The sequence below is a fragment of the Ruegeria sp. CDSC045 genome (genome assembly GCF_059610725.1).
On the sequence record NZ_JBXWOE010000007.1, the window covers coordinates 123,290 to 147,828 of the forward strand.

The 24,539-nt window shown below is 55.9% G+C and carries 17 protein-coding genes; 16 read left to right on the forward strand and 1 reads right to left on the reverse strand.

Features of this window, described 5'->3' with window-relative positions:
• The first annotated feature begins 89 nt into the window (after positions 1-89).
• The 13 genes from AC2FH6_RS13660 (at position 90) to AC2FH6_RS13720 (ending at position 18,485) form a co-directional block, all read left to right on the forward strand.
• Positions 90-1,049 carry a dihydrodipicolinate synthase family protein gene (locus AC2FH6_RS13660; protein WP_281995060.1) on the forward strand — a complete coding sequence of 320 codons (960 nt, stop codon included), beginning with the start codon at positions 90-92 and terminating at the stop codon, positions 1,047-1,049.
• A complete protein-coding gene (locus tag AC2FH6_RS13665) occupies positions 1,040-1,972 on the forward strand; it encodes a 4-hydroxyproline epimerase (protein ID WP_496703143.1) in 933 nt (310 codons plus the stop codon). The genes AC2FH6_RS13660 and AC2FH6_RS13665 overlap by 10 nt, the downstream gene beginning before the upstream one ends.
• The gene (locus AC2FH6_RS13670) at positions 1,969-3,207 is read left to right on the forward strand and encodes an NAD(P)/FAD-dependent oxidoreductase (RefSeq protein ID WP_496703145.1); all 1,239 of its coding nucleotides are present in this window, start codon (positions 1,969-1,971) and stop codon (positions 3,205-3,207) included. The genes AC2FH6_RS13665 and AC2FH6_RS13670 overlap by 4 nt, the downstream gene beginning before the upstream one ends.
• Positions 3,208-3,218: 11 nt before the next feature.
• The gene (locus AC2FH6_RS13675) at positions 3,219-4,244 is read left to right on the forward strand and encodes a trans-3-hydroxy-L-proline dehydratase (protein ID WP_496703147.1); all 1,026 of its coding nucleotides are present in this window, start codon (positions 3,219-3,221) and stop codon (positions 4,242-4,244) included.
• A gap of 220 nt (positions 4,245-4,464) precedes the next feature.
• Complete coding sequence (locus AC2FH6_RS13680) at positions 4,465-6,681, forward strand: NADP-dependent isocitrate dehydrogenase (RefSeq protein ID WP_496703149.1); 2,217 nt, start codon at positions 4,465-4,467, stop codon at positions 6,679-6,681.
• A gap of 603 nt (positions 6,682-7,284) precedes the next feature.
• Complete coding sequence (locus AC2FH6_RS13685) at positions 7,285-8,607, forward strand: alginate O-acetyltransferase AlgX-related protein (RefSeq protein WP_496691356.1); 1,323 nt, start codon at positions 7,285-7,287, stop codon at positions 8,605-8,607.
• A gap of 54 nt (positions 8,608-8,661) precedes the next feature.
• A complete protein-coding gene (locus AC2FH6_RS13690; protein ID WP_496691355.1) occupies positions 8,662-10,227 on the forward strand; it encodes a carbamoyltransferase C-terminal domain-containing protein in 1,566 nt (521 codons plus the stop codon).
• Positions 10,228-10,517: 290 nt separating this feature from the next.
• Complete coding sequence (locus AC2FH6_RS13695; protein WP_496703151.1) at positions 10,518-12,374, forward strand: GumC family protein; 1,857 nt, start codon at positions 10,518-10,520, stop codon at positions 12,372-12,374.
• A 173-nt stretch (positions 12,375-12,547) separates the two neighbouring features.
• Positions 12,548-13,894, forward strand: a complete 1,347-nt coding sequence (locus tag AC2FH6_RS13700; protein WP_496691353.1) for a lipopolysaccharide biosynthesis protein — start codon at positions 12,548-12,550, stop codon at positions 13,892-13,894.
• Positions 13,891-15,168, forward strand: coding sequence for an O-antigen ligase family protein (locus tag AC2FH6_RS13705; protein WP_271948783.1), 1,278 nt, complete (start codon positions 13,891-13,893; stop codon positions 15,166-15,168). The genes AC2FH6_RS13700 and AC2FH6_RS13705 overlap by 4 nt, the downstream gene beginning before the upstream one ends.
• Complete coding sequence (locus tag AC2FH6_RS13710; RefSeq protein ID WP_496703153.1) at positions 15,165-16,376, forward strand: polysaccharide biosynthesis/export family protein; 1,212 nt, start codon at positions 15,165-15,167, stop codon at positions 16,374-16,376. Before AC2FH6_RS13705 ends, AC2FH6_RS13710 begins: the two co-directional genes overlap by 4 nt.
• A gap of 75 nt (positions 16,377-16,451) precedes the next feature.
• A complete protein-coding gene (locus tag AC2FH6_RS13715; protein WP_496691351.1) occupies positions 16,452-17,615 on the forward strand; it encodes a glycosyltransferase family 4 protein in 1,164 nt (387 codons plus the stop codon).
• Positions 17,616-17,648: 33 nt separating this feature from the next.
• Entirely contained in the window at positions 17,649-18,485 is an 837-nt protein-coding gene (locus AC2FH6_RS13720; protein WP_271948788.1) for a sulfotransferase family protein, read from the forward strand.
• Positions 18,486-18,509: 24 nt separating this feature from the next.
• On the opposite strand, the gene AC2FH6_RS13725 is transcribed toward AC2FH6_RS13720, so the two are convergent.
• Positions 18,510-19,742, reverse strand: coding sequence for a glycosyltransferase family 4 protein (locus tag AC2FH6_RS13725; RefSeq protein ID WP_496703155.1), 1,233 nt, complete (start codon positions 19,740-19,742; stop codon positions 18,510-18,512).
• 425 nt (positions 19,743-20,167) lie between these two features.
• On the opposite strand from AC2FH6_RS13725, the gene AC2FH6_RS13730 reads away from it, so the two are divergent.
• The 3 genes from AC2FH6_RS13730 to asnB all read left to right on the forward strand — a co-directional run bounded on the left by AC2FH6_RS13730 (position 20,168) and on the right by asnB (position 24,508).
• Positions 20,168-21,331, forward strand: coding sequence for a DegT/DnrJ/EryC1/StrS family aminotransferase (locus AC2FH6_RS13730; protein ID WP_496703157.1), 1,164 nt, complete (start codon positions 20,168-20,170; stop codon positions 21,329-21,331).
• A 93-nt stretch (positions 21,332-21,424) separates the two neighbouring features.
• Positions 21,425-22,555 carry a glycosyltransferase gene (locus AC2FH6_RS13735; protein WP_496703159.1) on the forward strand — a complete coding sequence of 377 codons (1,131 nt, stop codon included), beginning with the start codon at positions 21,425-21,427 and terminating at the stop codon, positions 22,553-22,555.
• A gap of 3 nt (positions 22,556-22,558) precedes the next feature.
• On the forward strand, positions 22,559-24,508 hold the full coding sequence (asnB, locus tag AC2FH6_RS13740) for an asparagine synthase (glutamine-hydrolyzing) (protein WP_496703161.1): 1,950 nt from the start codon (positions 22,559-22,561) through the stop codon (positions 24,506-24,508).
• The last annotated feature ends 31 nt before the right edge of the window (positions 24,509-24,539 follow it).

Consider the following 24,539-nt stretch of genomic DNA (forward strand, 5'->3'; position numbering starts at 1 on the left):
TATATGGATTTTGTATCCAATATCCGTTATCGCGTGAAAACGGGCGCATGACGCCTATCTGGACTCCTGTAACTAGAGGATAGCACCGTATGTCGACCAATGTATTTAGCGGTACGATGCCCGCGCTCATGACCCCTTGCTCGGCGGATCGGCAGCCGGATTTCAACGCACTTGTTCGGAAGGGCAAGCAAATGATCGACGCAGGCATGTCTGCGGTTGTCTATTGCGGATCCATGGGCGACTGGCCGCTTTTGACGGATGCACAGCGCATGGAAGGGGTGGAACGTCTGGTGGATGCCGGGTTGCCGGTTGTGGTCGGAACCGGGGCAATCAACACCAAATCCGCCGAGGCCCACGCAGCACATGCGCAAAAGGTCGGCGCTGTCGGGTTGATGGTCATTCCCCGGGTTCTGTCCCGAGGGAGCTCATCAACTGCGCAAAAGAACCATTTCAAGGCAATCCTGTCTGCTGCGCCGGACGTGCCGGCAATTATCTACAACAGCCCATATTATGGTTTCGCAACAAAGGCTGATCTGTTCTTTGCCCTGCGCGCCGAACACCCTAACCTCATTGGGTTCAAGGAATTCGGAGGCAAGGACGATCTGCGCTATGCAGCGGAAAACATCACCAGTCAGGATGATGATGTGACGTTGATGGTGGGTGTGGACACCGAGGTTTACCACGGTTTCGTCAACTGTGGTGCAACCGGGTCGATCACCGGGATCGGAACGGCCCTCCCACGTGAGGCGTTGCTGTTGGCTGCGCTTTCTCAAAAGGCCGCGCGGGGCGATGCCGAAGCCCGGTTACGGGCGCAAGAACTGACCGAGGCCATTCAGGTGCTGTCCAGTTTTGATGAGGGCCCGGATCTTGTGCTGTATTACAAGCATCTTCTGGTGTTGAACGGGGAAGAGGAATACCGCCTGCATTTCAATGAAACTGACGCCCTGACAGATGCACAGCGGAATTATTGCGAACAGCAATACGCGTTGTTTGGGGCTTGGTTCGCCGATTGGTTGAAACAAGGTGGGGTGATCGCAGAATGCATGTGATCGACAGCCACACCGGAGGAGAACCGACCCGGGTCATCCTCGATGGTGCACCAGATCTGGGCTCTGGCCCTCTGGCTGAACGCGCCCGGCAGCTGGACACCGAATACAGGGATTTCTATCGTTCGGTCATGCTTGAACCGCGCGGACAACCGGCCATGGTTGCGGCCTTGTTGGTGGAACCGGTTGATCCAACCTGTGTCACCGGCGTGATCTATTTTGATGTCGATTCTGTTTTGGGAATGTGCGGCCACGGAACCATTGGCCTGACCGTGACACTGGCGCATCTTGGTCGGATCGATGTTGGAATACATCGGATCGAAACGCCAGCCGGAGTTGTCACGGTCGAGCTGCACGATGCAAATACTGTCACGGTCACGAATATCGAAAGCCGCCGCGTTCACAGCGACATTTCACTTCATGTGCCCGGTTTCGGTGAGGTTGCAGGGGATGTGGCCTATGGTGGAAACTGGTTCTTTATCGTCGATCCAAGCCCGCTTTCCGTTATTCCGGCCAATATTCGGGAACTGACCGATAGGGCCGTTGCTATCCGCAAAGCCTCGATCGCGCAGGGGGTTGGGGGCGAGCAGGGTGAACCGATTGATCATGTAATCTTTCAGGACGCATCGCCCGAGCAAGCGATTCACAGCCGCAACTTTGTTCTGTGCCCGGATGACAATTACGACCGGTCGCCCTGTGGCACCGGCAGCTCCGCCCGGCTGGCCTGTTTGGCTGCTGATGGTAGATTGGTACCCGGTGAGGAAATCGTGCAGCAAAGTATAATCGGCAGCACTTATCGCTTGTCCTATCAGCCCGGTCCGAATGGCGGTGTCATTCCTTCGATCACCGGGCAAGCCCATATTATGGCGGAGTCGCGGTTGATTTTTGAAGCCGCTGATCCATTCCGTTCGGGGATTGAGGCATGACCCAGCAGATCATTGTCATCGGGGCCGGCGTAATCGGCATAACCATTGCTCTGGAATTACAGCGCCGGGGTCACTCCGTTTTGGTGCTGGATAAAGAAGGTGTTGCCGCGCAGACATCGGCTGGAAACGCTGGGGCTTTTGCGTTTCCCGAGGTTGAGCCTCTTGCGACGCCCGGCATCATGAAAAAAGCACCGAGATGGCTGCTGGATCCTCTGGGGCCTCTGTCTATCCCGCCTGCCTATGCGTTGCAGATTGCGCCCTGGATGTACCGTTTCTGGCGCGCCAGTCAGCCCGGTCGCTACGCTGAGCTGTTGGCAGCTCAGGCCAGCCTCATGCAACTTTCCGGCGAAGCGCTTGAGCGGTTGATTACAGCGGTTGACGGCGAGGCGATGATGCAGCGGGACGGGCAGATGCAGCTTTACGAGTCCGATGCCGAATTCCGCGCGAGCCTGCCGGCCTGGGAAGTGCGCCGCCAGCACGGAATAGACTTTGAGCTGCTGGAAAGCCCCGAGGCGATTGCCGAAAAACAACCGGGTCTCAGCCCGCGATTCACCCATGCAGGTTTTACGCCCAACTGGTTGAATACCGTCGATCCCAAGAAATGGGTCGAGCGCCTTGCCCAGACCTTTCAAAGCCGGCAAGGTCGGATCGAGCGGCGCGATATTCAGGCGTTGGTGCCACAGCAAAGTGGCATGCGCCTTGAAACGGCGGAAGGGCCCGTGGACGCGGCGAAAGTGGTCGTGGCTGCTGGCGCATGGTCTCATCACATCGCTAGAACTCTTGGTGACCGGTTCCCGCTTGAAACCGAGCGTGGATACAACACGACCCTGCCCGAAGGTGCATTTGATCTGCGGATGCACTTGTCCTTCTCGCGGCATGGGTTCGTTGCCAGCCGGATCAACAATGGCGTCAGGATCGGCGGCGCGGTCGAGTTGGGCGGTCTGAACCTCGCCCCCAATTTCAAACGAGCCGACACGTTATTGCACAAAGCCGAAGAGTTTCTACCCGGCCTCAAGACCGAAGGAGGCACGCAATGGATGGGGTTCCGGCCGTCGATGCCTGACAGCATCCCGGTCATCGGTATTTCTCCAAATGCGTCCGGCGTGTTCTATGCGTTCGGCCATGGGCATCTTGGGCTGACCCAATCCGCAGGCACGGCCGAACTTGTTGGGGCCATGGTTGACCGTCAGGCCCCCCCGATATCGCCAGCCCCCTTTGCTGCTGGCCGGTTCTGAGGGAGGGGGTCGTGCGCAGCATCAAAACCCTCCACGTCATTTCTGCCCATGCCGAGGGCGAGGTTGGCGACGTCATCGTCGGCGGTGTTCTTCCGCCACCCGGTGATACCTTGTGGGAGCAGCGGTCGTTCATCGCCCGCGACCAGTCCCTGCGCAACTTTGTCCTGAACGAACCGCGCGGAGGCGTGTTTCGCCATGTGAACCTGTTGGTGCCGCCCAAACATCCGAAGGCAGATGCCGGGTTCATTATCATGGAGCCCGAAGACACACCGCCCATGTCTGGTTCAAACTCGATCTGCGTGGCCACCGTGCTGCTGGATAGCGGGATCATTCCGATGCAGGAACCGGTTACACATCTGACGCTTGAGGCACCGGGTGGGCTGGTCCCGGTGCGCGCCGAATGCCGGAATGGAAAGACTGAGCGCATATTTGTGCAGAACCTGCCCAGTTTTGTAGACCGGCTCGCCGTTCCGCTTGAGGTGCCGGGTCTTGGCGCCCTGACCGTGGACACGGCCTATGGGGGCGACAGTTTCGTGGTCGTCGATGCAGCGGCGCTTGGGTTCGACATTGTACAAGACGAAGCACGCGACATTGCGCGGCTGGGTGTAGCGATCACCAATGCGGCCAACGAACAAATTGGTTTTACGCATCCCGAAAACCCGGACTGGAATCACATTTCATTCTGCGCTTTTTGTGGCCCGACCGAGCGGGTCGCAAATGGCCTGCGCGGAAAATCCGCTGTGGCGATCCAGCCGGGCAAAGTTGATCGGTCCCCTACCGGTACCGCAGTTTCTGCCCGCATGGCCTTGATGGCCGCCAAGGGAGAAATGGCAGTCGGGCAAACTTTCCAGGCGGTTTCGATCATCGGCTCGTCTTTCACCGGACAGATCGTCGAGGCCACAACGATCGGGGGGCGTGCCGCGATCATTCCCGAGATCAGTGGCCGCGGATGGATTACCGGTACACATCAACACATGCTTGACCCGGACGATCCCTGGCCGGGCGGATATAAGCTCAGCGATACTTGGGGCGTCTGAATTTTGCCCATTGGCAAGCAGTTTTGATGATTTTCCGCAAACCGTGTCAAAATGCGCGGTCTCTGGCGATTGATCCCAAGCCAAACGTCATTTAAGGGAGGCCCTGTCAATACAGAGTCATCCCGGGACGGCAGTCTTGTAACGTCCCTTACGTGCCACATCGACGTGGCCCCAACTCTTGGATCGCACGCCCCGAAAGGCTTAAAAAAGGTAAAAGAATATGGCAGATAAATCGAACTTCGACATATTGTATACCATTGTAGACGAAGCGCCCGAACTGGCCAGCGCCTCATTCCTGCCCATCATTCGCAAGTTTGCATCCGCCGCTGGTGTCAGCGTAGGAACCAAGGATATTTCACTTGCCGGGCGGATTATTTCGACCTTCCCCGAAAAGCTGACGGATGCGCAGCGCATCACCGATGATCTGGCCGCATTGGGTGAGCTGGTGAAGACGCCTGATGCCAACGTGATCAAGCTGCCCAACATCTCGGCCTCGGTGCCGCAGCTGGTGGCCGCCGTCGAAGAGCTGCAAGCACAAGGCTATGACATCCCGAGCTATCCCGAAGAACCTGCGACTGATGAAGAAAAAGCGATCCGCGCGCGGTATGATGCCATCAAGGGTTCTGCTGTGAACCCGGTTCTGCGCGAAGGTAACAGCGACCGTCGCGCCGCGCGCGCCGTCAAGAACTATGCACAGAAGAACCCGCATTCGATGGGCGCATGGGCCGCGGACAGCAAGACTAAAGTCTCGTCCATGTCCGGCAATGATTTCTACGCGAACGAGAAATCGGCCACCATCACTGCGGCGCAAGCCGGTGACGCCAAAATCGAATTTGTCGGACAAGACGGCAGTACTACGGTTCTGAAAGACGGCTGGCCGCTGGCCGAGGGCACCGTTGCCGATGCGACCTTCATGTCCGTCAATGCGCTGTCGTCTTTCCTGGCCGAGGCCATCGAAGACACCAAAAAAGACGGCACCATGTTCTCGCTTCACCTGAAGGCCACAATGATGAAGGTCAGCGACCCGATCATCTTCGGCTATGCGGTTAAGGCGTGGCTTGCCCCGGTATTCGAGGCCTATGGCGCTGAACTGGATGCGCTGGGTGTGAACCCGAACTCGGGTCTGGGCGATCTGCTGGAGCGGGTTGCAGGCAACGCCGATATCATGGCCGCCATTGACGCGATCAAGGGCGACCGCCCGTCCATGTATATGGTTGACAGCGACAAGGGTATCACCAACCTGCACGTGCCGTCTGATGTGATCATCGACGCCTCGATGCCTGCCGTGATCCGTGCTGGTGGCAAGGGTTGGGACGAAACCGGGTCCAAGGGTGACACCAACTGTGTGATCCCCGACCGATGCTATGCGTCTATTTATGATGAATCCGTCAAATTCTTCAAAGCCAATGGCGCGCTGAACCCAGCCACCGTCGGAGCTGTGGCCAATGTGGGTCTCATGGCACAGAAAGCCGAAGAATACGGCAGCCACCCGACAACATTCCAGTCGCCTGCGAATGGGACCATTCGCATCGTGCTGGCCAATGGTGAGACGTTGCACGAGCATGCGGTTGAAAAGGGCGACATCTGGCGTGCCTGCACCGTGAAGAAGGCTCCGATTGAGAACTGGATTCAACTGGCGATGGACCGTCAGCGTCTGACCGGGTCCGAGGCGATCTTCTGGCTGGACGCAAACCGTGCCCATGATGCCGAACTGATCAAATCCGTCCAACCCGCACTGGAAGCTGCTGGCGTGGCGGACAAGTTCCAAATCCTGGCACCGCGTGAGGCGACCCGCCAGTCGTTGGAGACCATCACCGCCGGTAACGACAGCATCGCCATCACCGGCAACGTGCTGCGTGACTATCTGACCGACCTGTTCCCGATCCTTGAGTTGGGCACCTCGGCCAAGATGCTGTCGATCGTCAAGCTGATGCAGGGCGGCGGATTGTTCGAAACCGGCGCGGGTGGGTCTGCCCCGAAACACGTGCAGCAGCTGGTCGAGGAAAACCACCTGCGCTGGGACTCGATGGGTGAGTTCTGCGCGCTTGGCGAGTCTTTGAATTTCCTGGCCGACAGCAAAGGCAACGCCAAAGCCGGAGTTCTTGGCGCCGCTGCCGAGGCCGCAACGCAGGGCATTCTGGACAACAACAAGTCGCCCAGCCGCAAAGTCGGGCAGCCGGATAACCGCGACAGCCACTATTGGTTCGCGCGCTATTGGGCCGAGGCGCTGGCTGCGCAATCCGATGATGCTGATCTGGCCGCCGAGTTCGCGCCGATTGCTGCAGAGTTGGCCGCGAAAGAACAGCAGATCCTATCCGAACTGGCCAACGCACAAGGGGCAGCGGCAGATCTGGGTGGTTACTATCACACCAACCCGACCAAGACTGCAGCAGTCATGCGCCCGAGCGCAACACTCAATGGTATCATTGACGGGTAATCCAGGTGCCCTGTCCTGATTTGGGCAGGGTTCTGAACCTGACATAAAAACTAAAAAGGGACCGACCCCCAAAGTCAGTCCCTTTTTGAGCGAGTGGGGAGGCCGAAGCCTCTCCGGTGTAGTTGCGTCAACTGTAACAAAACCCTGCTGGCTGGATATTAGGGGTTTCCCGTATATTCATCCGTCTGCTGTGCCGCTGACGATACACCCGCCAAAATCATTGTCCTCCGGCGACGGAAAGGACTATGTCGCCGTACTGAATTCGGGAACAATAGGCCGTACAAGGACGGATTATGCGCGCAATGTGATAGCGCCGTGCGCCCACTAGGCGTTGAAAGAGCGGGTGATTTGCTTTTCGGCATAACGGTGGTAAAAAAATCTGGTTTTGTTTTGTATTCGAGTGTTGTGTGCTGTGTGTATTTATCCTGTTGTTTTTGAGCGTTTTTCATATTCTAGAGGGTCAGGCGATGCGTCTGCTTCCTGCGCTTTTCAGGCCGCCGCAGAAAAGCTTGCCGATGATACGCAAATCGGTTCAACTGAATTCGCCCGGTTTCGCCGTTAATGACGGCAAATGTCGATATCGGTCGAAAGGGACCAGATGGAATGACTGAAAAAACCCGCAGTTCGCGTTTCGGGTCAATCCTATGTCTGGTCGCCGCTCTCTATTTCTTTGGGGTCGTCGCATATGCACTGGTAAATTCAGCGGAATTTGCCAATGGAACAGCGCGGTTGATCCGATACATACTGGCTCCGGGCGCGATTGGGCTGGCCCTGGCCTTGTGCGCGGCCTTCTTGTCGAACGAAGCCAGGCTGACTGTTGGTTTGAGCGCGGTATCGCTTTTGGCGGCTCTGTTTGCATTTGAGGCCTATCTGACCATCAAAATAATCCCCGGACGCCTAGGGCTAGTCGGATTTGTCGGCGATGAGGTAAGCGTCGAAGAATACAAGGAAAACTTGCCTCCGGGCAGGACAATGAAACATGTAAACGATGCGCTGGATACACAACTGCTCGAAACTGCGTATCTGGCCCCCATGCCGGGTGACAAGATGCTATTGTGCTCGGTGTTGGGCGAGCCGGTGACCTACACGCCGGATCGTCTGGGGTTTCGCAATCCACCATCGGTCTATGAAAACGATGTGAGTGTGATGCTGCTGGGTGACTCGTTTTCCGAGGGGTTCTGCCTGAGAGAGGGTGAGCATCTGGCGGATAAGCTGCGTCAGGGCATGCCGAACCTGCTTAACACCGGCCACAGGGGCATTGGCCCGCTGTATCAACTGGCGGTTTTGGGCCGGTACGGGCCAGAGTTCCAGCCCGACCTCACGCTTTTCTCTTTCTTTGCGGGCAATGACTGGCGCAATCTGGAACGAGAGCTTGAGAAGCCATGGTTGAGCGCAGCACTAGACCCGGCTGTAGATTTTGGCCCAATCGAGCATCCGGACCAGTCGGAATTAACCGCACCGGTGATATCCGGATGGTGGGCAGAGACTACTTTATCCTGGGGCGATTACCTGCGGGCGCAACGGGTGTTCAGAAACTTTCTGGCATTGCAGAAAACGGCCGAGATCCTTGGGATTCACTATCCCAAGGCAACTGATGAAAATCCGGTATTTACCGATGTTCTGATGCGGGCAAAACAGATTACATCAGAATGGGATGGTGAGATTGCCATTGTGTATGTTCCGACGGTCAGCCGCTATATGGGTCTGGTCGCCCAGCCCTTTATCCACGACCCGCTGCGAGTATTGGTGAAAGATGCGGCTGCGCAGGCTGGGCTGGACGTGATAGACTTAACGGATGTTATCGAAATGCAAGAGGATCCGGCATCGTATTATGCGCCGGATTCTCATTTCAACGAAGCAGGCGCAGAACTGGCCGCTCGGGCAATTACAGAGGGGCTGCGCCAACGCAATTTGATAGAACAGTAACGAATTGGTGTGTTTTGCCAGGACCGCGCAACAAGCGCGGTAAAGAGGTGTGAAATGAAGATTTTGTCATTCAAGTCGGGTCACGACGGTACGGTTGCGGGTATTGATGCCCAAAACGGTAACCTGCTGTTTTCCTATGAATCCGAGAAAGACAGTTTTCCCCGCAACACGTCAGTCACACCGGATACATTTATCGACTCTGGCCTGTGGTTCCGGGACTTGCCTGATATCCTGGCCCTTAGCGGCTGGTCAACGACCGGAACACAACATGTGACGACCTCGGGGGCAGGGTATTTCGGCACTGGCGAAGATGCTCAGACCGTGGGGAAACGGACGTTTTTTGGCAAAGAGATCGACTATTTCTCATCGACCCATGAAAGGGCACATATCTGGGGCGCTTATGGGATGTCTCCGTTTCGTCAAGGTGAACCTTGTTATGTGTTGGTTTGGGAAGACACGCTTGGCGATTTCTACAAGATTGATGAAGATCTAAAGCTGTCTCATGTCGGTCGGGTGATGACCGGGCCCGGTGCCCGATATTCGTTCCTGAGCGCACTGGTTGATCCCGATTATCCCGTGCTTTCGCGTGAACAACGGCGTGAAGACCCCGGGAGGATGATGGCGGCATGTGCCTATGCAGAGCCCGGTTCACATGACGCGGATGAACATGCGCTGATAGACTATCTTTTGTCAGATCAGCCATTGGCCGAGATTCTACGCAAGGACCGTCTGACCGATTCCCCGTTTTTCAACGTCGGAATGCACAGCCAGCAGTTCAGTAATCTTGCACAGAAACTCTCGGATGCGATTTTTTCACGGTTCCTTGCCTTTGCCGAACAGAACCTGACAGAGGGCTATCCGCTGGTGATTGCTGGCGGATGTGGATTGAACTGCGATTGGAACACCAAGTGGCAGAATTGCGGCTTGTTCCGAGATGTATTTGTACCGCCTTGCAGCAGTGATTCCGGCTGCGCCATAGGAACTGCGGTTGATGCCATGCGCCACTATACGGGCCAGGCAAAGCTGGATTGGACGGTTTATTCCGGACAGTCCTTTGTGGATGATAAAATCGACAGTAGCGGCATGCGGGTCAGCGAGCTGCGTCTGAACGATGTCGCGGATGCGTTGATGTCCGGTGAGCTCATCGGTTGGGCCAGAGGGAACTGTGAAATCGGTCCGCGCGCATTGGGCAACCGCTCGATTCTGGCGGCCCCGTTCTGGGCCGAAACCCGCGTGCGCCTGAACAGGGCTAAAAACCGGCCGGATACAAGCCCCGTGGCCCCATCCTGCCTTGAGGAAGATGTCAGCCAGCATTTTGAGTGGGAAAACTCCGCGCCTTATATGTTGCATCTGCAGAAGGTGACCAATCAGAACCTGGCCGCGATCACGCATGTAGACGGGACAGCAAGGGTCCAAACAGTCCGCCGGGATCAGAATGCTTTCTTTTACGACCTGCTGAACGCATTCAAGTCGGCTTCGGGCACGGGTGTATTGTGCAATACGTCACTGAACTTTCGCGGAGCGGGGTTCATAAACAAAACCAGTGATCTGCATCACTATGCAAGATCGGCAAAGCTGGACGGCTTTGTCGCAGGAAACACGTTTTACAGGTTTAACTAGTAATATTGGCGCGCTTGCGGTGTCGCCGCACTTTTGGAGGTTAAGTACTTTGTCGTATGAATCAGGTCTGCAAAACTTTGAAAGACGCCGCCTCTTAGCTTCTGCAACAGCAAGGATTCCGGCCTATTGTCTCTTGTGTGGAAACATTGAGCAAATAACGACAAGAAAACTCGGAAAAATGGCCAAGCTGTCCAATCATTAGGATAAGAATTCGTTCGAACATGGGCGCAGCATCAAAGATTTGTATTTCAGGCGACGGTGATCTTGGTCGCTACAAGGGACGATAGAGAATGGATCAAAACCATATCGCAAACCAATTTGGCCAGCAGCGTCTGGATGGCATATGGCGGATGATTTACCGTCATCTGAAGTTGATCCTCGGAGTGACCGCAGCTGTGATCGTCGGCACGTTTATGGTCGTCAATCAACTGGACCCAAGATACAAATCCCGCGCCGAAATCGTTCTCACATCTCTGGATATGCGCGTCCGCGCCGACAGTGTCGAACTTGAATCCTACGAGCTGACCCGCACTTTGATTGAAACCGAAATCGACATCCTGCGGTCACGAGAGTTTGCGGCAGAGGTCGCCCTGGCGCTGGACCTGTTCGAGAATGAGGCTTTTGCCGGGGCGCAAAACCCCGCAAATCCGCAATCCACATCCGTTATCCGCAATCGTGTAATCGACAATACACTGTCGACATATAACGTACTTCGGCAAGGAGAGAGCCTTGCGATTGAGATCATCTCAACAGCAGAAGACCCGCAGCTGGCAGCCGATATTGCCAATACAGTTGCAGAAACCTTTATCCTTCGCCTGCAGCAGCGGCGGCAGCAAGGTCTTTCATCTTCCATTTCTTTTCTTAAGGACCGCGTAAATGAGCTGGGTGACGAACTAACCCGTGACGAACTTCAGATGGCGGCCTTTATTCTTGAAGAAAATCTGGCGGATGAATCCGTGCCGGGTAGGCTTCGGTCGGAACTTGCGCGGCTGAACTCGCAAAAAGATGTGCATGAGATCAACGAAGCCAGCAGCGAAGAGGTCGACAAAATTGCTGACCAGATTGCCGTTGTTGAACAGGCATTGCGCAGCCGGACCGGTTCGGAAATTGCATTGCTGCGGATGGAACGCGCGCTAGAGCTTCTTCGGATCCGGTATCAGACGACGATTGAAAAGCTGAATGATTTCGAAACCCAGCAACAGTTTCTTGGCCAGGCGGTTCAGCAGGTTTCGGTTGCTCATGCGCCGACTTCGGCATTCTGGCCGAATACCAAAGTCGCCGTCGCAGTCAGCGCGATTGTCGGGTTCTCTCTGGCATTTGTGATCGCCCTGTTGATGGAGGGCAGCAACACGCGGATCGTCAACGAAAACCAGATCGAACAGCAAACCGATCTGACCAATCTGGGTTTCCTGCCGGATACGGTGATGGATTCGGACACGGATGGTCAGCAGGAGTTGTTGCGCTTTATCCGTGATCAGGGCCGCTCGCCTTATGTCGAGGCGCTGCGCAGTGTTTTGACCATGTGGTTTAACACAAATGATGACGGCAGCATCGTCATGGTCACCTCTGGTGTTCCTGGAGAAGGCAAGACCGTGGTTGCGGTTTCGCTGGCCCTAGTGGCGGGTACAGATGGGATGCGCGTTCTATTGTTGGATATGGACAACCACCGTTGCCGTGCCTCAAAAACACTGGGTCTGACCGGGGCGGCCCCGGTCGAGATCGAGGACGCGCTGAGCGGTGCCGTGCAACCCAGCCAGATTTATGTCGATGGCGAACGGGTACCGGGGGTTTCGTCGATCAGTCTGAACCTGCGTCCGAAAATATCCCGCAAACAGTTGATGCAGCAGCTTGGTGAATACGGGCGCATGTTGCGCAATCAGTACGATCTTGTGTTGGTCGATACGCCGCCGACATTGGTCATTGATGACACGATCCGACTTGGGCCGCTTGTCGATGGTACGTTCCTGGTGGTGCGCTGGGGGCAGACCACCGAAAAAATTCTCAAGGATGCAATCGAAAAGCTGCGGATGAGCAATATCAAGATTTCCGGTACGATCATGAATGGTGTGAACATGCGGAAGCAAAGGCAATATGGGTATGGTGCCTATACATATCATTACTCGGATGAGCCTGGGAAAAGCAGCTGATTACGGTTCGCAGACCCTTGTAGGATTTGTTAGATTGGTGATTGGGTATTGGTTTTTATTTGCGAAAATGAGGGCACAGCGCCCGCGACGCTTTTGCGGCGTGGTCCAATGACCGGCAGCCGCCAAGGGGCGGAATTGGCCGGTCGTTTGTGCGGCGGGCGGGTGGATCAGACATGACCTCTCAGCCCGGCGCAACCTCAATCCCGACTGCTGTGCTTCGGCGTTTACTGCGCAATCTGAAATGGATCTTTTCCTCTCAGATAGCAGTCGCTTTGCTGGGCCTTGTGTTTCTGCCGGTGGCCGCCCGCGCGCTTGGGGCGGCAGGTCTGGGTGTGATGGCCATCGCCGAGGCCTATGCGCGGATCGTTTCCCGGTTCCTTCATCTTGAGCCCTGGCAGGCGGTGATTAGATATGGAAGCACTGCGCTGGAGGAAGAAGACCGCGAACGATTTCGCCGACTTGTCGGGCTGTCGGTCCTGATTGACGTGGTTGGGGGCGTATTGGCCGCCGGCGCTGCGATCGCATTCGCACCGATCATCGCCGGATGGCTGGGGCTGGATCAGGATCTTGCATGGGTGCTGCCGGTCGCATCGCTGGGAATTCTGGTTTCGCTGAGGCCAACCGGGCTGGCTTTGTTGCGGTCCTTCGACCGGTTCGATCTGTTGGCCAAACTGGATATTTTCGCAGCGTCTGTGCGGATGGTGCTGGGGGTAATTGCCTGGCAACTTGGGTTTGGGCTGCCTGGCTTTGTCGCGATATTTGTTGCTGTCAGCCTTTTAGACGGCGTTCTGGCCTTTGCCGCGGGGCTGCGAGAAATGTCGCGGAATGGCTATGGCCGCCCGATGCTTGGAATAAAGCAAACTCTGGGTGAAAATTCCGGGTTTCTGCGCTTTGTTTGGAACAGCAATCTCTCGGTCATCTTGCGTCAGACCACGCAGCGCCTGGACGTGATCATATTGGGTGTTCTGATTTCACCGACGATGGTGGGATATTACCATATCGCGAAACGGTGCGGCGAAGCTGCACTGCGTCTTGGACGACCGCTAAGCCAGGCGATCTATCCCGAGTTCACCCGGTTTGCCGCCCGAAATGAATTTGACCGTTTGCAAAAAATGCTAACGGGTCTCAGCGCCGGGTTCTGGGGGGTAATTGCCCTTGTCTTGATTCCAGTGATCTTGATGCTGGAACCGATCGTTACTGCGATTTTTGGCGTGGATTATGCCCCCGCAGTACCGGTCGTGCGCGTGCAGGCAATCGCGGTAGGTATTTATCTTGGTGGGATATTGCTGAACCCTGCACTGCTGAGCCTGGGGCAAGACCGGGCCTTGGTTCGGATCGGTTTGTTGAACACTATTTTGTTTCTGATCCTCATTGCACCGATGGTTTCTGTTTTGGGCGTGGTCGGTGCCGCTGTGGCGCATGTGCTGTGTAATTCCGTCTGGCTAGGGCTGTGTGTGTTACACTTGCGGCGTACATTGCTGAACCCTGCATTACACGGAAAGGAGCAGGTGCGCCCATGAGACCTGCATCGGCCCAATCAGTTTCCTTTGGCAAGCCGACCAATGGGATCGGCTATTTGCCAAGCGTAGACATGGCAGCTCTCTATTTCCTGATGGCGGCTGTAGCCCTGGCGCCGATGAACTATCTCAGAGTGGATTTCGTCTATTTCACCCTCTCGGATTTCTTCTTTGTGCTGGCTGGGTTTGTCATGCTGGCAACTGGCCAGCTGCCGGTTAAGATATTCGGGCCCGCAAGCGGGTTCTGGTACAGTTCGTTCCTGTTTTTCACAGGGGGCCTGACCATAGGTTCGTTGATCAACGGTGACCCGACCGAGCTGCTGACAGTGTTTGTTCAGTACTTCTTTTCGTTGATCGTGCTGCCAGTCCTGATCGGCAATCGAAGCTTTGATCAGATCGTCCTGCTGATGAAGGCATTTATTATTGGTATGGGCATTGTTGTGCTGTTTGGCATCTATGCAATCAACTTCATGGAAGACCCGACACACCGGTTTGTATCCGCCAATGGTCGCATGCTTTCGCTGGTCGAGCGGGCAAATGAATGCGCGCTTATGCTGGCGATGGCCATCGTTTTCCTGCTTAGCCTGATCCTGCAGAAGCAAAGCAGCCGCATCTGGGGGCTGATCGGGCTGCCAATCCTGTTTTACGGCGTCATCCTGACCGGTTCGAATTCTGGTCTGATCGTGACCATAGTGGGGACTGTCGCCATTATCCTCAGCAGCGGGTCCCCGCGTCATGTTGTGACCCTGATCGTCGGCACGTTGATTGCGGTTTTGGTGGTCCTGAACTTTGGTGAGCTTTTCTTGCCCGAGGTCTTTCGCGAACGAGTTCTGAATGCCGTTCTTGCAGGTGACATTAGCCAGGCGGGCACGTTCTCTGACCGGTTATTCCTGCTGCAAGAGGCTTTCGAGGTATCCCGTGGCACTTTGTTGATCGGGCTGGGTGCAAACCAGTACAGCCTGGCCAGCGAACAGGGAATCGTGGTTCATTCGGCCTATTTGCTGACTCTGTCCGAAGGTGGCTTGATTTCTCTGCTCGGTATGGTCGGCTTTATTTTGGCCAGCATATACTTGGCCTGGATGGCCATTTCTGTCGGCCGCTCGCCATCGGTCGGGGCACTGACCATCGTTGCCATGCTGATGTATGTCGTGCTGCTTGCCGGAGCGACGACCTTTTATGCCCGGTTCTGGAACGTACCCTTTGTCCTTGCCATTGCGCTTAGCGTGTCGCGCCTGCCGGTGTTAGGACCAACGAATACACTTAGGAGAATGTCGTGAAATTATTGCAAAAACTGATGCTTTCTGTGATCGCGGCTTCGGCTTGTTTTATCGGTGCGCTTCAGGCCGAGGAATATGTTCTGGCACCGCAGGACAAGATCAATTTGCGTGCGATGCGTTGGGATCCGGTGGTTGCGTCTTTTGTGAACTGGCAAGGCGTTTCCGGTGAATATGCGCTTTCTTCGGGAGGGATGCTGATGGTGCCTCTGGCCGGCCAGGTTCATGCTGAAGGGCGAACGACCGAAGAACTGGTACTGCTGCTGGAAACTCAGATGCGCACTCGCGTGGGGATGGCAGAACCGCCTCATCTGGCGATCGAAGTCATCGGCCATCTGCCTGTATACATATTGGGGGATGTCCAGATTCCAGGCTCGTACCCCTATCGGCCACAACTGACCGCGCAGCAGGCGATGGCGCTTGCGGGCGGGGAATACCGGTTGCCGTTGCAAAATGACGTAGGAACGAACTTTACCGGATTGCGGGTTCAGGGTGAAGTTCAGTTGTACAATGAACAGATCGAAGCTCTGCAAGCCGAACAACGCCGACTGCTGGCTGATCTGTCAACACTAACCCCGGACGGTGGTGATGCCAAAATTGAACCCCCACAAGGTCTGCAGGGGGAGATTCTGCAAGCGGATCAACAGGCCCGGGAAGGGCAGGGTGAACGCATCATCCAATTACAGGAAACCCTCAAAGATCAGATCGATAGCCTCGAACGGCAGCTGGAATTGCGCGCAAATCAGATCGGGATCACGCGCAAAGATCTGGATGATGCTCTGGCACTACAGAAAAAGGGTCTTACGGTCAGTTCGCGCGTGTCATCTCTGTCCAACTCGCTGAACGATCTGGAAAGCAAAAGTGTGGATATCGAGATCGCTTTGGGCTTGGCCCGGCAACAGCTGAACCGCGCGCAACGCGATGAGCTGGAGTTGCTTGATACCGCGCGCTCGAATGCGCTGGTGCGGCTGAATCTGGTGCAGATCGAACTCGAGGATTTGCAGACCCGGCTGGGCACCGCGAAAATCCTGCAGGCTGAGCTGGCAGCGCTTGGCGTTGTTGAAGAGGTTGATGCGGTCGAAGAGATCGTGATCGAATACTCGGTCACCCGCGCGGCCGGAGGAGCCGCAACGGCGATTTCGGGTGACACTGTCTTGTCCCCTGGGGATACGCTTTCGGTTTCTCGAACCTTCGTCACGCAAACACAATAGATTTCAGTTCAATGATTTATGGTTCAGCGCGCGGTTCTGATGTCCGGCGCTGAGCCAAAAAGGCGGCAGGCCAGAATGAAAAAGATACGCGTTTTATTTCCCTTTGCAGGTTGGGCAGATCTGGGCGGCAGTCATGTTTCCGCGCTCAAACTTGCGTCCTGTCTGGACCGGGATCAGTTTGAACCATTGGTCCTTTGCCACAACGAAGCTGGGTCGGTTGGGCAGTATGCTCAATCGCTGGGTCTGAATGTCGATGTTTTGCAGGGCCCCAGGCTTATGGGCCCTCCAAACAACAAAACGGATGCAGATGTTGGCTTTCCGGAATACTGGACCCGGACCTACGGCCAGCTCGTCCGGTTTTTGCGGGACAAAAAGCCAGATATCGTCCACACAAATGAGGGCCGATTGCATGTGAATTGGGTGTTTCCGGCCAGACGGTTGGGGATCAAGCATATCTGGCACCACAGGCAGGATCCGCGCGCGGTAGGCGTTAACTATGTCGCGCCGGTGTTTTCGAACCGCATCCTAAGCGTGTCGTATTTTTCGAAACCCTCGCGCCCGATACGCTCGGTTGACAAAAAGTTTCAGGTCATCCGCAGCCCCTTCGACCTGAGCATTCAGCGCCCGGATCCAGACGCGGCGCGTCGGATGATCCTGAACGAAATCGGTGCGCCGGAAAATGCAGTTCTTCTAGGATATTTTGGCCATCTGGAACCGCGAAAACGGCCGGTTCATTTTGTCCAAAGCCTTGTGGCCATTCAGAAACAGATTGGGGACAGGCCGGTACATGGCCTGCTATTTGGCAAAGTACTCAATCCCGATGACGGGTTGGACACAGGCTCCATGGACGTGGCCCGAGAACAGGGGATGGGCGCGCAGATTCATATGATGGGGTTTCGGCAGGATGTTGAAAAGTGCATGGTCGCCATGGATGCCACCCTTGTGCCGGCCTTGAACGAGCCATTTGGACGTACTTTGATCGAGGCAATGCACCTTGGACTGCCTGTTGTGGCCACACGGCACGGCGGCAATGTCGAGGCAATCGATCATGGCAAAACCGGTTTTCTGGTGGATCCAGAAGACCCCGAAGCCTTTGTTGAGCCGGTCGTTTCTCTGATCGAGGACCAGGAGCTGAGGCAGCAGGTTACACAAGCGGCCTACCAATATGTGCAGGATAATTTTGGGTTGGATAAACACGTGGCCGAAGTGTCCGACGTGTACCGCGAATTGGTATCGTGATCCCGATGCGGATCGTAGGGATTAGAGGATAATATGGGCCTGGCGAACGAGCGAAAGATAGATTTCCTGATATTCGGTGCTGCGAAATGTGCGACCACCTGGTTGCAGAATTCTTTGACGGCGACGCCGCAGATTTTCATGCCGGATCCCGAGCTGCACTATTTCTCGGATCATTATGACCGGGGGGCGGTCTGGTATCGCGATCAATACGAGGGATATGCGGGCCAGAGCATCGTGGGTGAAAAGTGCAATACCTACCTGACACATCCAGAGGCCGCCAAAAGGATCGCCCAGGATCATCCCGATGTCAGGTTGATCCTGCAGATGCGCGATCCGGTTCGAAGGGCCTATTCCGACTACTGCATGTTGTATCGCCGGGGCACTGTCGGGGACGACATTCATCGGTATCTGGACCCTGACAAGGCCGGTGATGAAAGGTTCCTGCACAATGGTAGATATGCCTATCACCTGCGCCGTTTCTACGATCTGTTCCCGACAGATCAAATTCTGTTGCTGGCCTACGAAAACACGATCTCACAACCGGTAGAAACCTTACGCCGTGTCGCCGAACACATCGGTTTTTCCGGCGTCGTGGAGCCGCCACTAGAAGAGCGGGTCAAAAACAAAAATACGCCAATCGTGCCCTTGCCTCTGAGGCGGGTTCTGGCGCCGCTTCGACCGTTGCTTGACCCGATCCGGCATACGGGGCCGTTAAAGGCCATTCGCAAAGCGGTGGCGCGGCAGGTGGAGTATCCTGAATTGCCGGATGTATTGGCGCATAAAATGGCCGATTTCTATAGGCCTGACGTCGCCGAGCTTGATGCGATTGATCCGGGTCTCAGCCGCGGGTGGCGCAGTTTCTCGGATTAGACGTCAGCTTAGAATGGGTGTGGATCAGTCGGTGGCAGTCGAGGGCAGCGTGGTATCGCTGTCGATCAGCCCCATTTTCCGTAGCAGGATCGTGTTGATCCGCGCGACGTCAAACTCTTGCTCGGCACGCGCCCGCGCGGCCTGACCCATGGATTCGATTAGGCTCCGGTCTTCAACGAATTTTCTCATCGCATCCGCCAGCCCCTCTGGATTGCGTTTGGGGACGATAAACCCGTTTTCCCCGTCGCTGATCGCATCGGCGCATCCCGGGGCATCGGTCGTAATGACGGCGCGCCCTGTCGACATCGCCTCAAGAATGGCGCGGGGGATGCCCTCACGATAGGCGGTGGGTAGTACGAAGACCGAACATTCCTTGAGAAATGGCCGAACATCCTTGGTTTCGCCCAGATATTCGATATGCCCCTGCTGACCCCATTCTTCGAGCTGCTGTGCGTTGACCGAGTCCGGATTGTCATCCAGCGGGCCCAACAACTGACAACGAACATCAGGGAATTGTTCCCTAAGCTGCCGGGCGGCCTCGGCATATTCGAACACGCCCTTGTCGCGCAGCAGGCGCGCGATCAACAGGAAAACGGGCGGATCTGTGGGCGGGTTGGATTTTGCGTATCTGGCGAGATTGACACCGGAACCGGGCACAATCGACAGCGCGGCCTTTTTCGCCATCAACCGTCTGCTGCGAAACTCCTCGGCGTCGACCGAGTTGTAAACCAGAACTTCGTCGACACCTTTCAATCCGATGCGGTAAAGGCCTGTCGCCACCGCTCTCAGCACTTTTCGGCGCAGGGTCAGTTTGGCATCCGCAAATACATAACCTAAACCGGTACACATCGCGAACCGCCGCCGAACGCCGGTCAACCGCGCCGCAAGGCCGCTGAAGATGATCGGCTTCATCGTATAGGCAAAGACGATGTCGGGCCGTATTTCCCGGCAGATCCCGATCAGTGTGAACAGGGTGGACAGATCCTGAAATGGATTTAACCCCGCGCGCGCCATAGGGATTTGCCGAAATGTCACGCCGATCTCGGCTAGGGCTGCTTCGGTCGCCGCATCGTTTTCCGGTGCGCAAGCAAGTACGTCTGCGCGTTCAGCAAGCTCTTTCAACAGATCATAGCGAAAATTGGTCAGTGAGGTCGTAAGATTGCCGACAAATAGAACTTTTGGACGTCCGCCAGTTGTCGAACTACGTTCGGCAGGTACGGCTTGGGCACCGGAAGCGGTGTTGGGAATATCACTCATCAAAGAAACATTTCAAACTTTAAAAACCAAGGTTGAGGCGATGCTGATCCATGTCGCCGAAGCTGTCAACGGCGCTGTCACCAGAGCCGATTGTTGCCTATTTTTCACCTCTGACTGTCTGCGGCCTGATTGTTGAAAAATCACGCCGTTAAGTGACCTGGAACCTTGCATAAGCAATCGATTCAGGTCAGGTTTTGCCTGCCGCGGCACAAAAAGATATTTCCGAACCTGCGGAGTTTGTTTCCAATTCAGGCGCTTGCCGCCAAAAATTTGTTAATTGTTGAGTTTGCCTGACCATCCTCGGATGGGTTGGCGTGAGGTAAAGAAATGATCCGGAAATCCTGCTGTCTAAATTTGAGCAATAATAGGCTTGGCCCATCTTCCATCGGCTATCCTCTGGCCGCTTATCTGAAGGGAAACAGCTGATGCCCAAATGGCCATTCTTCGAAGAAGATGAAATTGATGCTGTCAGCGCAGTGCTAAGATCCGGTTGCGTGAATGCCTGGACCGGCCCCGATGTCAAAGAATTCGAACGTGAATACAGCGCCTATACCGGCGCGCAGCATGCGATCGCCATGGCAAATGGCACGGTCACTCTGGACGCCGCGCTGCTGGCGTTGAACATCCGACCCGGAGACGAGGTTATCGTCACACCGCGTAGCTTTATCGCGTCTGCCAGTTCGATCCTTCTGGCCGGTGGCAAGCCGGTATTTGCAGATGTGGATCGTGACAGCCAGAACATCACCGCAGAAACGATTGCACCGGTTCTGACCGACAGAACCGTGGGGATTATCGCGGTCCATCTGGCCGGGTGGCCATCGGATATGGCGGGTCTCATGGATCTGGCGCGCAGCCGCGACCTCTGGGTGATAGAGGACTGTGCGCAGGCGCATGGTGCCATGATCGGTGACCAGCACGTGGGAACCTTTGGCACCTGCGGCTCGTATTCTTTCTGTCAGGATAAAATCATCACAACCGGCGGCGAAGGCGGAATGCTGATCACCAATGATGATGAGCTGTGGTCCAAGGTCTGGAGCTATAAGGATCACGGTAAAAACTATGAACAGGTGTTTAACAAAAGCCACCCTCCGGGGTTTCGCTGGCTACATAGTGGCCAGCCGGGCACCAATCTGCGGATGACCGGGCTTTCCGCCGCCATCGGGCGCATTCAGCTGGCGAAATTGGACGGGTGGCGCGCCCATAGAACCAGAAATGCCGAGATTTTGGCGGGAGCTCTATCCGGATGCGCTGCGTTTCGGGTACCTGTTCCACCTGCCGGGCTGACACACGCCTATTACCGGTTTTATGCGTTCATAAGACCTGAGAATCTGGCCTCGGGTTGGAGCAGGGATCGCATCATAGCTGAGATTTCTGAGGCGGGTTTCCCCGTGTTCTCGGGCAGTTGTTCTGAAATATATAGAGAAGAGATGTTCGCACGCCTTGGTGTTGGCCCGGTTGATCCCTTACCGGTGGCGAAAGAGCTTGGTGAAACCAGCCTTGCTTTTCTGGTTGATCCGACCTGGTCGAATCAAGACATTGTCGGACTGGCCGAATTTGTACGCGAAATCGGAGATCGGGCGCGTGCATAGGCAGTTCACACCGCCGCATCCAGGGGCGTGTCTGAAGGTTCCGACCCGGCATGTGCCGCCGGATCAGGTTAGTGAGTTTCGGGTGTTGAACGGATGATCATGCATGTCATCACCGATTTTTCCGGTCAGGGCGGGGCCCAGGCGATGCTGGCGCGGCTGGTTGCCAAATCCGGGGATCGGGTATTGGTGGTGTCGCTGACGGAGGTTTCGGACAGGATCAAAAGCCAATGTGCAAATCCAAACGCCGTTCTGATCGGATTGAATGCCAGATCACTGTCGTCCATGCCCCGCGCGATATTGCAGATATCGCGTCTTATCCGTCAGTATAAACCGCAGGCAGTTCTGTGCTGGATGTACCATGCGATGGTCATCGGGCTGATTGCCAGCTGGATATCAGGTCGAAAGGTGCCAGTTTACTGGACGGTGCGGCAGGCTTTGGACGATACCAGCTCATTCACGCGCAGCACGCGGATTGCCGTTGATCTGTGTCGGCGTTTGTCGGGCAGGTGTGCAGGGATCATTTATAACTCGCAACGCGCATTGGATCAGCACACGAAGAACGGGTTTGCTGCTGCGCGGTCTTGCGTCATTCCGAACGGTCTGATCATGCCTCAAGCCTCTGTGGTGCGGAGCGACCCGCCCAGGGTTTTTGGGATCGCGGCGCGGTTTCATCCACAGAAGGATCACGAAACCCTTTTCCAGGCACTGTCTCTGGCGCTGCGGTCAGTCCCCGATCTGCGCATCATCGCGGCCGGAGAGAATATGTCGCCTGAAAACTCCGAAGTACAATCATTGCTGGCGCGCTATAACCTGACTGCGGACAATGTAGAGCTGTGCGGCGACCTGCATGATATGGCTGCATTCTACAAACGGATTGATGCGCTGGTGCTTTCATCCCGAACCGAAGGGTTTCCGAATGTCATTGTCGAAGCGATGAGCTATGGCCACCCCGTTGTGTCGACGGATGTGGGTGATGCGGTGGTGATCATTCGCGACTGCGGATTGATCGTACCGCCCCGCAACGCGGAATTGCTGGCAGACGCTTTGGTCCATGCCGCAAATTGGTCGGCCCCAGAGTATCTGGAGAAAAGAGAAAAAGCCCGGGCGATTGTGGCCAGCACTTACCAGCTTGACCGCGTTGCCGCACAGTATCGGGACATTTTGGAGAGCGGCAGTCTTGATCCCGATAAGATTGCCTCTCAGCCAGAACAGAAGGGGATCTGAGCGATGTGTGGCATCACCGGATTTATCAACTTTGGCACCGTTGATCGGTCTCAGGCCTCATCCGTCCTTGGCAAGATGTGTCAATCGATTGAACACCGTGGCCCGGATGGAACCGGGTTGTTTGTGGACCCAGATCAGGGCGTGGCCCTGGGGCATCTGCGTCTGGCCATTATTGATCTTTCGGAAACCGGGGTACAGCCGATGGATTCCGCCGATGGCCGGTTCACCATTGTGTTCAATGGTGAGATCTATGGCTATCTGGAATTGCGTCAGGAATTGCAGGATCTGGGCATAAGCTTCAGGGGTACGTCCGATACCGAAGTTTTGCTGGCGGCGATGCAGCTTTGGGGTATCCGCAAGACACTGGACCGCGTCCACGGGATGTTTGCCATTGCCGTGTTTGACCGGAAAACCCAAAGCGTGACACTGGCACGCGACCGGATTGGCAAAAAACCTCTCTATCTGGGCCTGGCCGGGAAAACCGTTCTGTTTGGGTCTGAATTGAAGTCACTGCGCGCGCATCCGGAATTTGGACCGGCAGAGGTGGACCGCGCAGCCTTAGGATCGTTTCTTCGGTTGGGATATATTCCTGCCCCGCGCACGATTTACCCAAATGTCCTGAAACTACCTGCGGGCTCTATGGTCGAGATCAAACTTGACACCCCACCGGCCTCGCTGGATGCGCTTCTGCAAGGGATCGAGCGGTTTTGGGATATCGAGGCGGTGGTCACCGAGGCGCGCGCAAACCCATATCCCGACGATGAAACAGCAATAGCTGAAATCGAATCCGAACTGCTGCGCGCGGTGGGCGAGCGGATGGTTGCGGATGTGCCGGTTGGGACCTTCCTGTCGGGTGGCATCGACTCGTCGCTGATCACCGCGATGATGCAAGAGCAGTCGAACAGAAAAGTGCCCAGCTTTACTGTGCGTTTCGATGACGAAGACACCAACGAAGCCGACCATGCAAAGGCTATCGCCGAATATCTTGGGACGGATTATCACGAGGTGACGGCGACGCCGGAAATGGCGTTTCAAGCCATCGAAGGCTTGCCGCAGGTGTTTGACGAACCTTTCGCCGACCCGTCGCAACTACCAACCCTGCTGGTTTCGCAACTGGCGCGCCAGCAGCTTAAGGTCGTCATGTCCGGCGACGGCGGTGACGAGTCGTTTGGTGGCTATGCTCGCTATGTTCGGATGCAGGCTTTTGAACGCCTGAAGGGCAAGATGCCTGACCTGGCGATTCAGGCGCTGTCGCAGACGCCGCAATCGGTGCTGAGCGCTCTGGTGCCTGTCCTCAAGCCATTCGCCCCAAGCAGCATGCGTGACGATCTGAGCGCGGATCGTCTGGCCAAGCTGGCGCCGGTTCTGCAGGGGCGAGAGTTCCAGTGCCGCTATCAGGCCCAGTTTTCGATCTGGTCCTCCGGTATGCTTGGAAAGTCCGGCATCCCGCTGGGCAATGAGATCGGAACGCATGATTTGCCCGCAGGATTGAGCCGGTTGGACAGCATGATGTTGTTGGATTCACTTTATTATCTGCCGGATGATATTCTGGTGAAAGCTGACCGCACGTCGATGTCGGTCGGGCTTGAGATGCGCGCCCCATTGTTGGACTATCGCGTTGTAACGGCCGCCTGGCGTTCCTCGGCTTCGCTTCGGTGCGACGGGAAGGTTGGCAAGGTGGCGTTGCGGGAGCTTTTGAAAAAGCGGGTTCCGCAATCGCTGTACGACCGGCCAAAGCGCGGGTTCGGTATCCCACTCAACGCTTGGCTGCGCGGGCCCCTAAAGTCCCGTGTTTCCAGCATTCTTCTGGATGGGAACGGGCTTGAGGGTTTTGTGGACAAGGCAGCGTTGGAAAAATGCTGGGCCGAGCACCAATCAGGCAAACGCAACTGGGGTGCTCAGCTGTGGACGGTCTTTATGTTCCAACTATGGTCCGAAGCGTGGATGCGCTGATCACAGCTTGGCGATTTTGCGATCAGGTCAG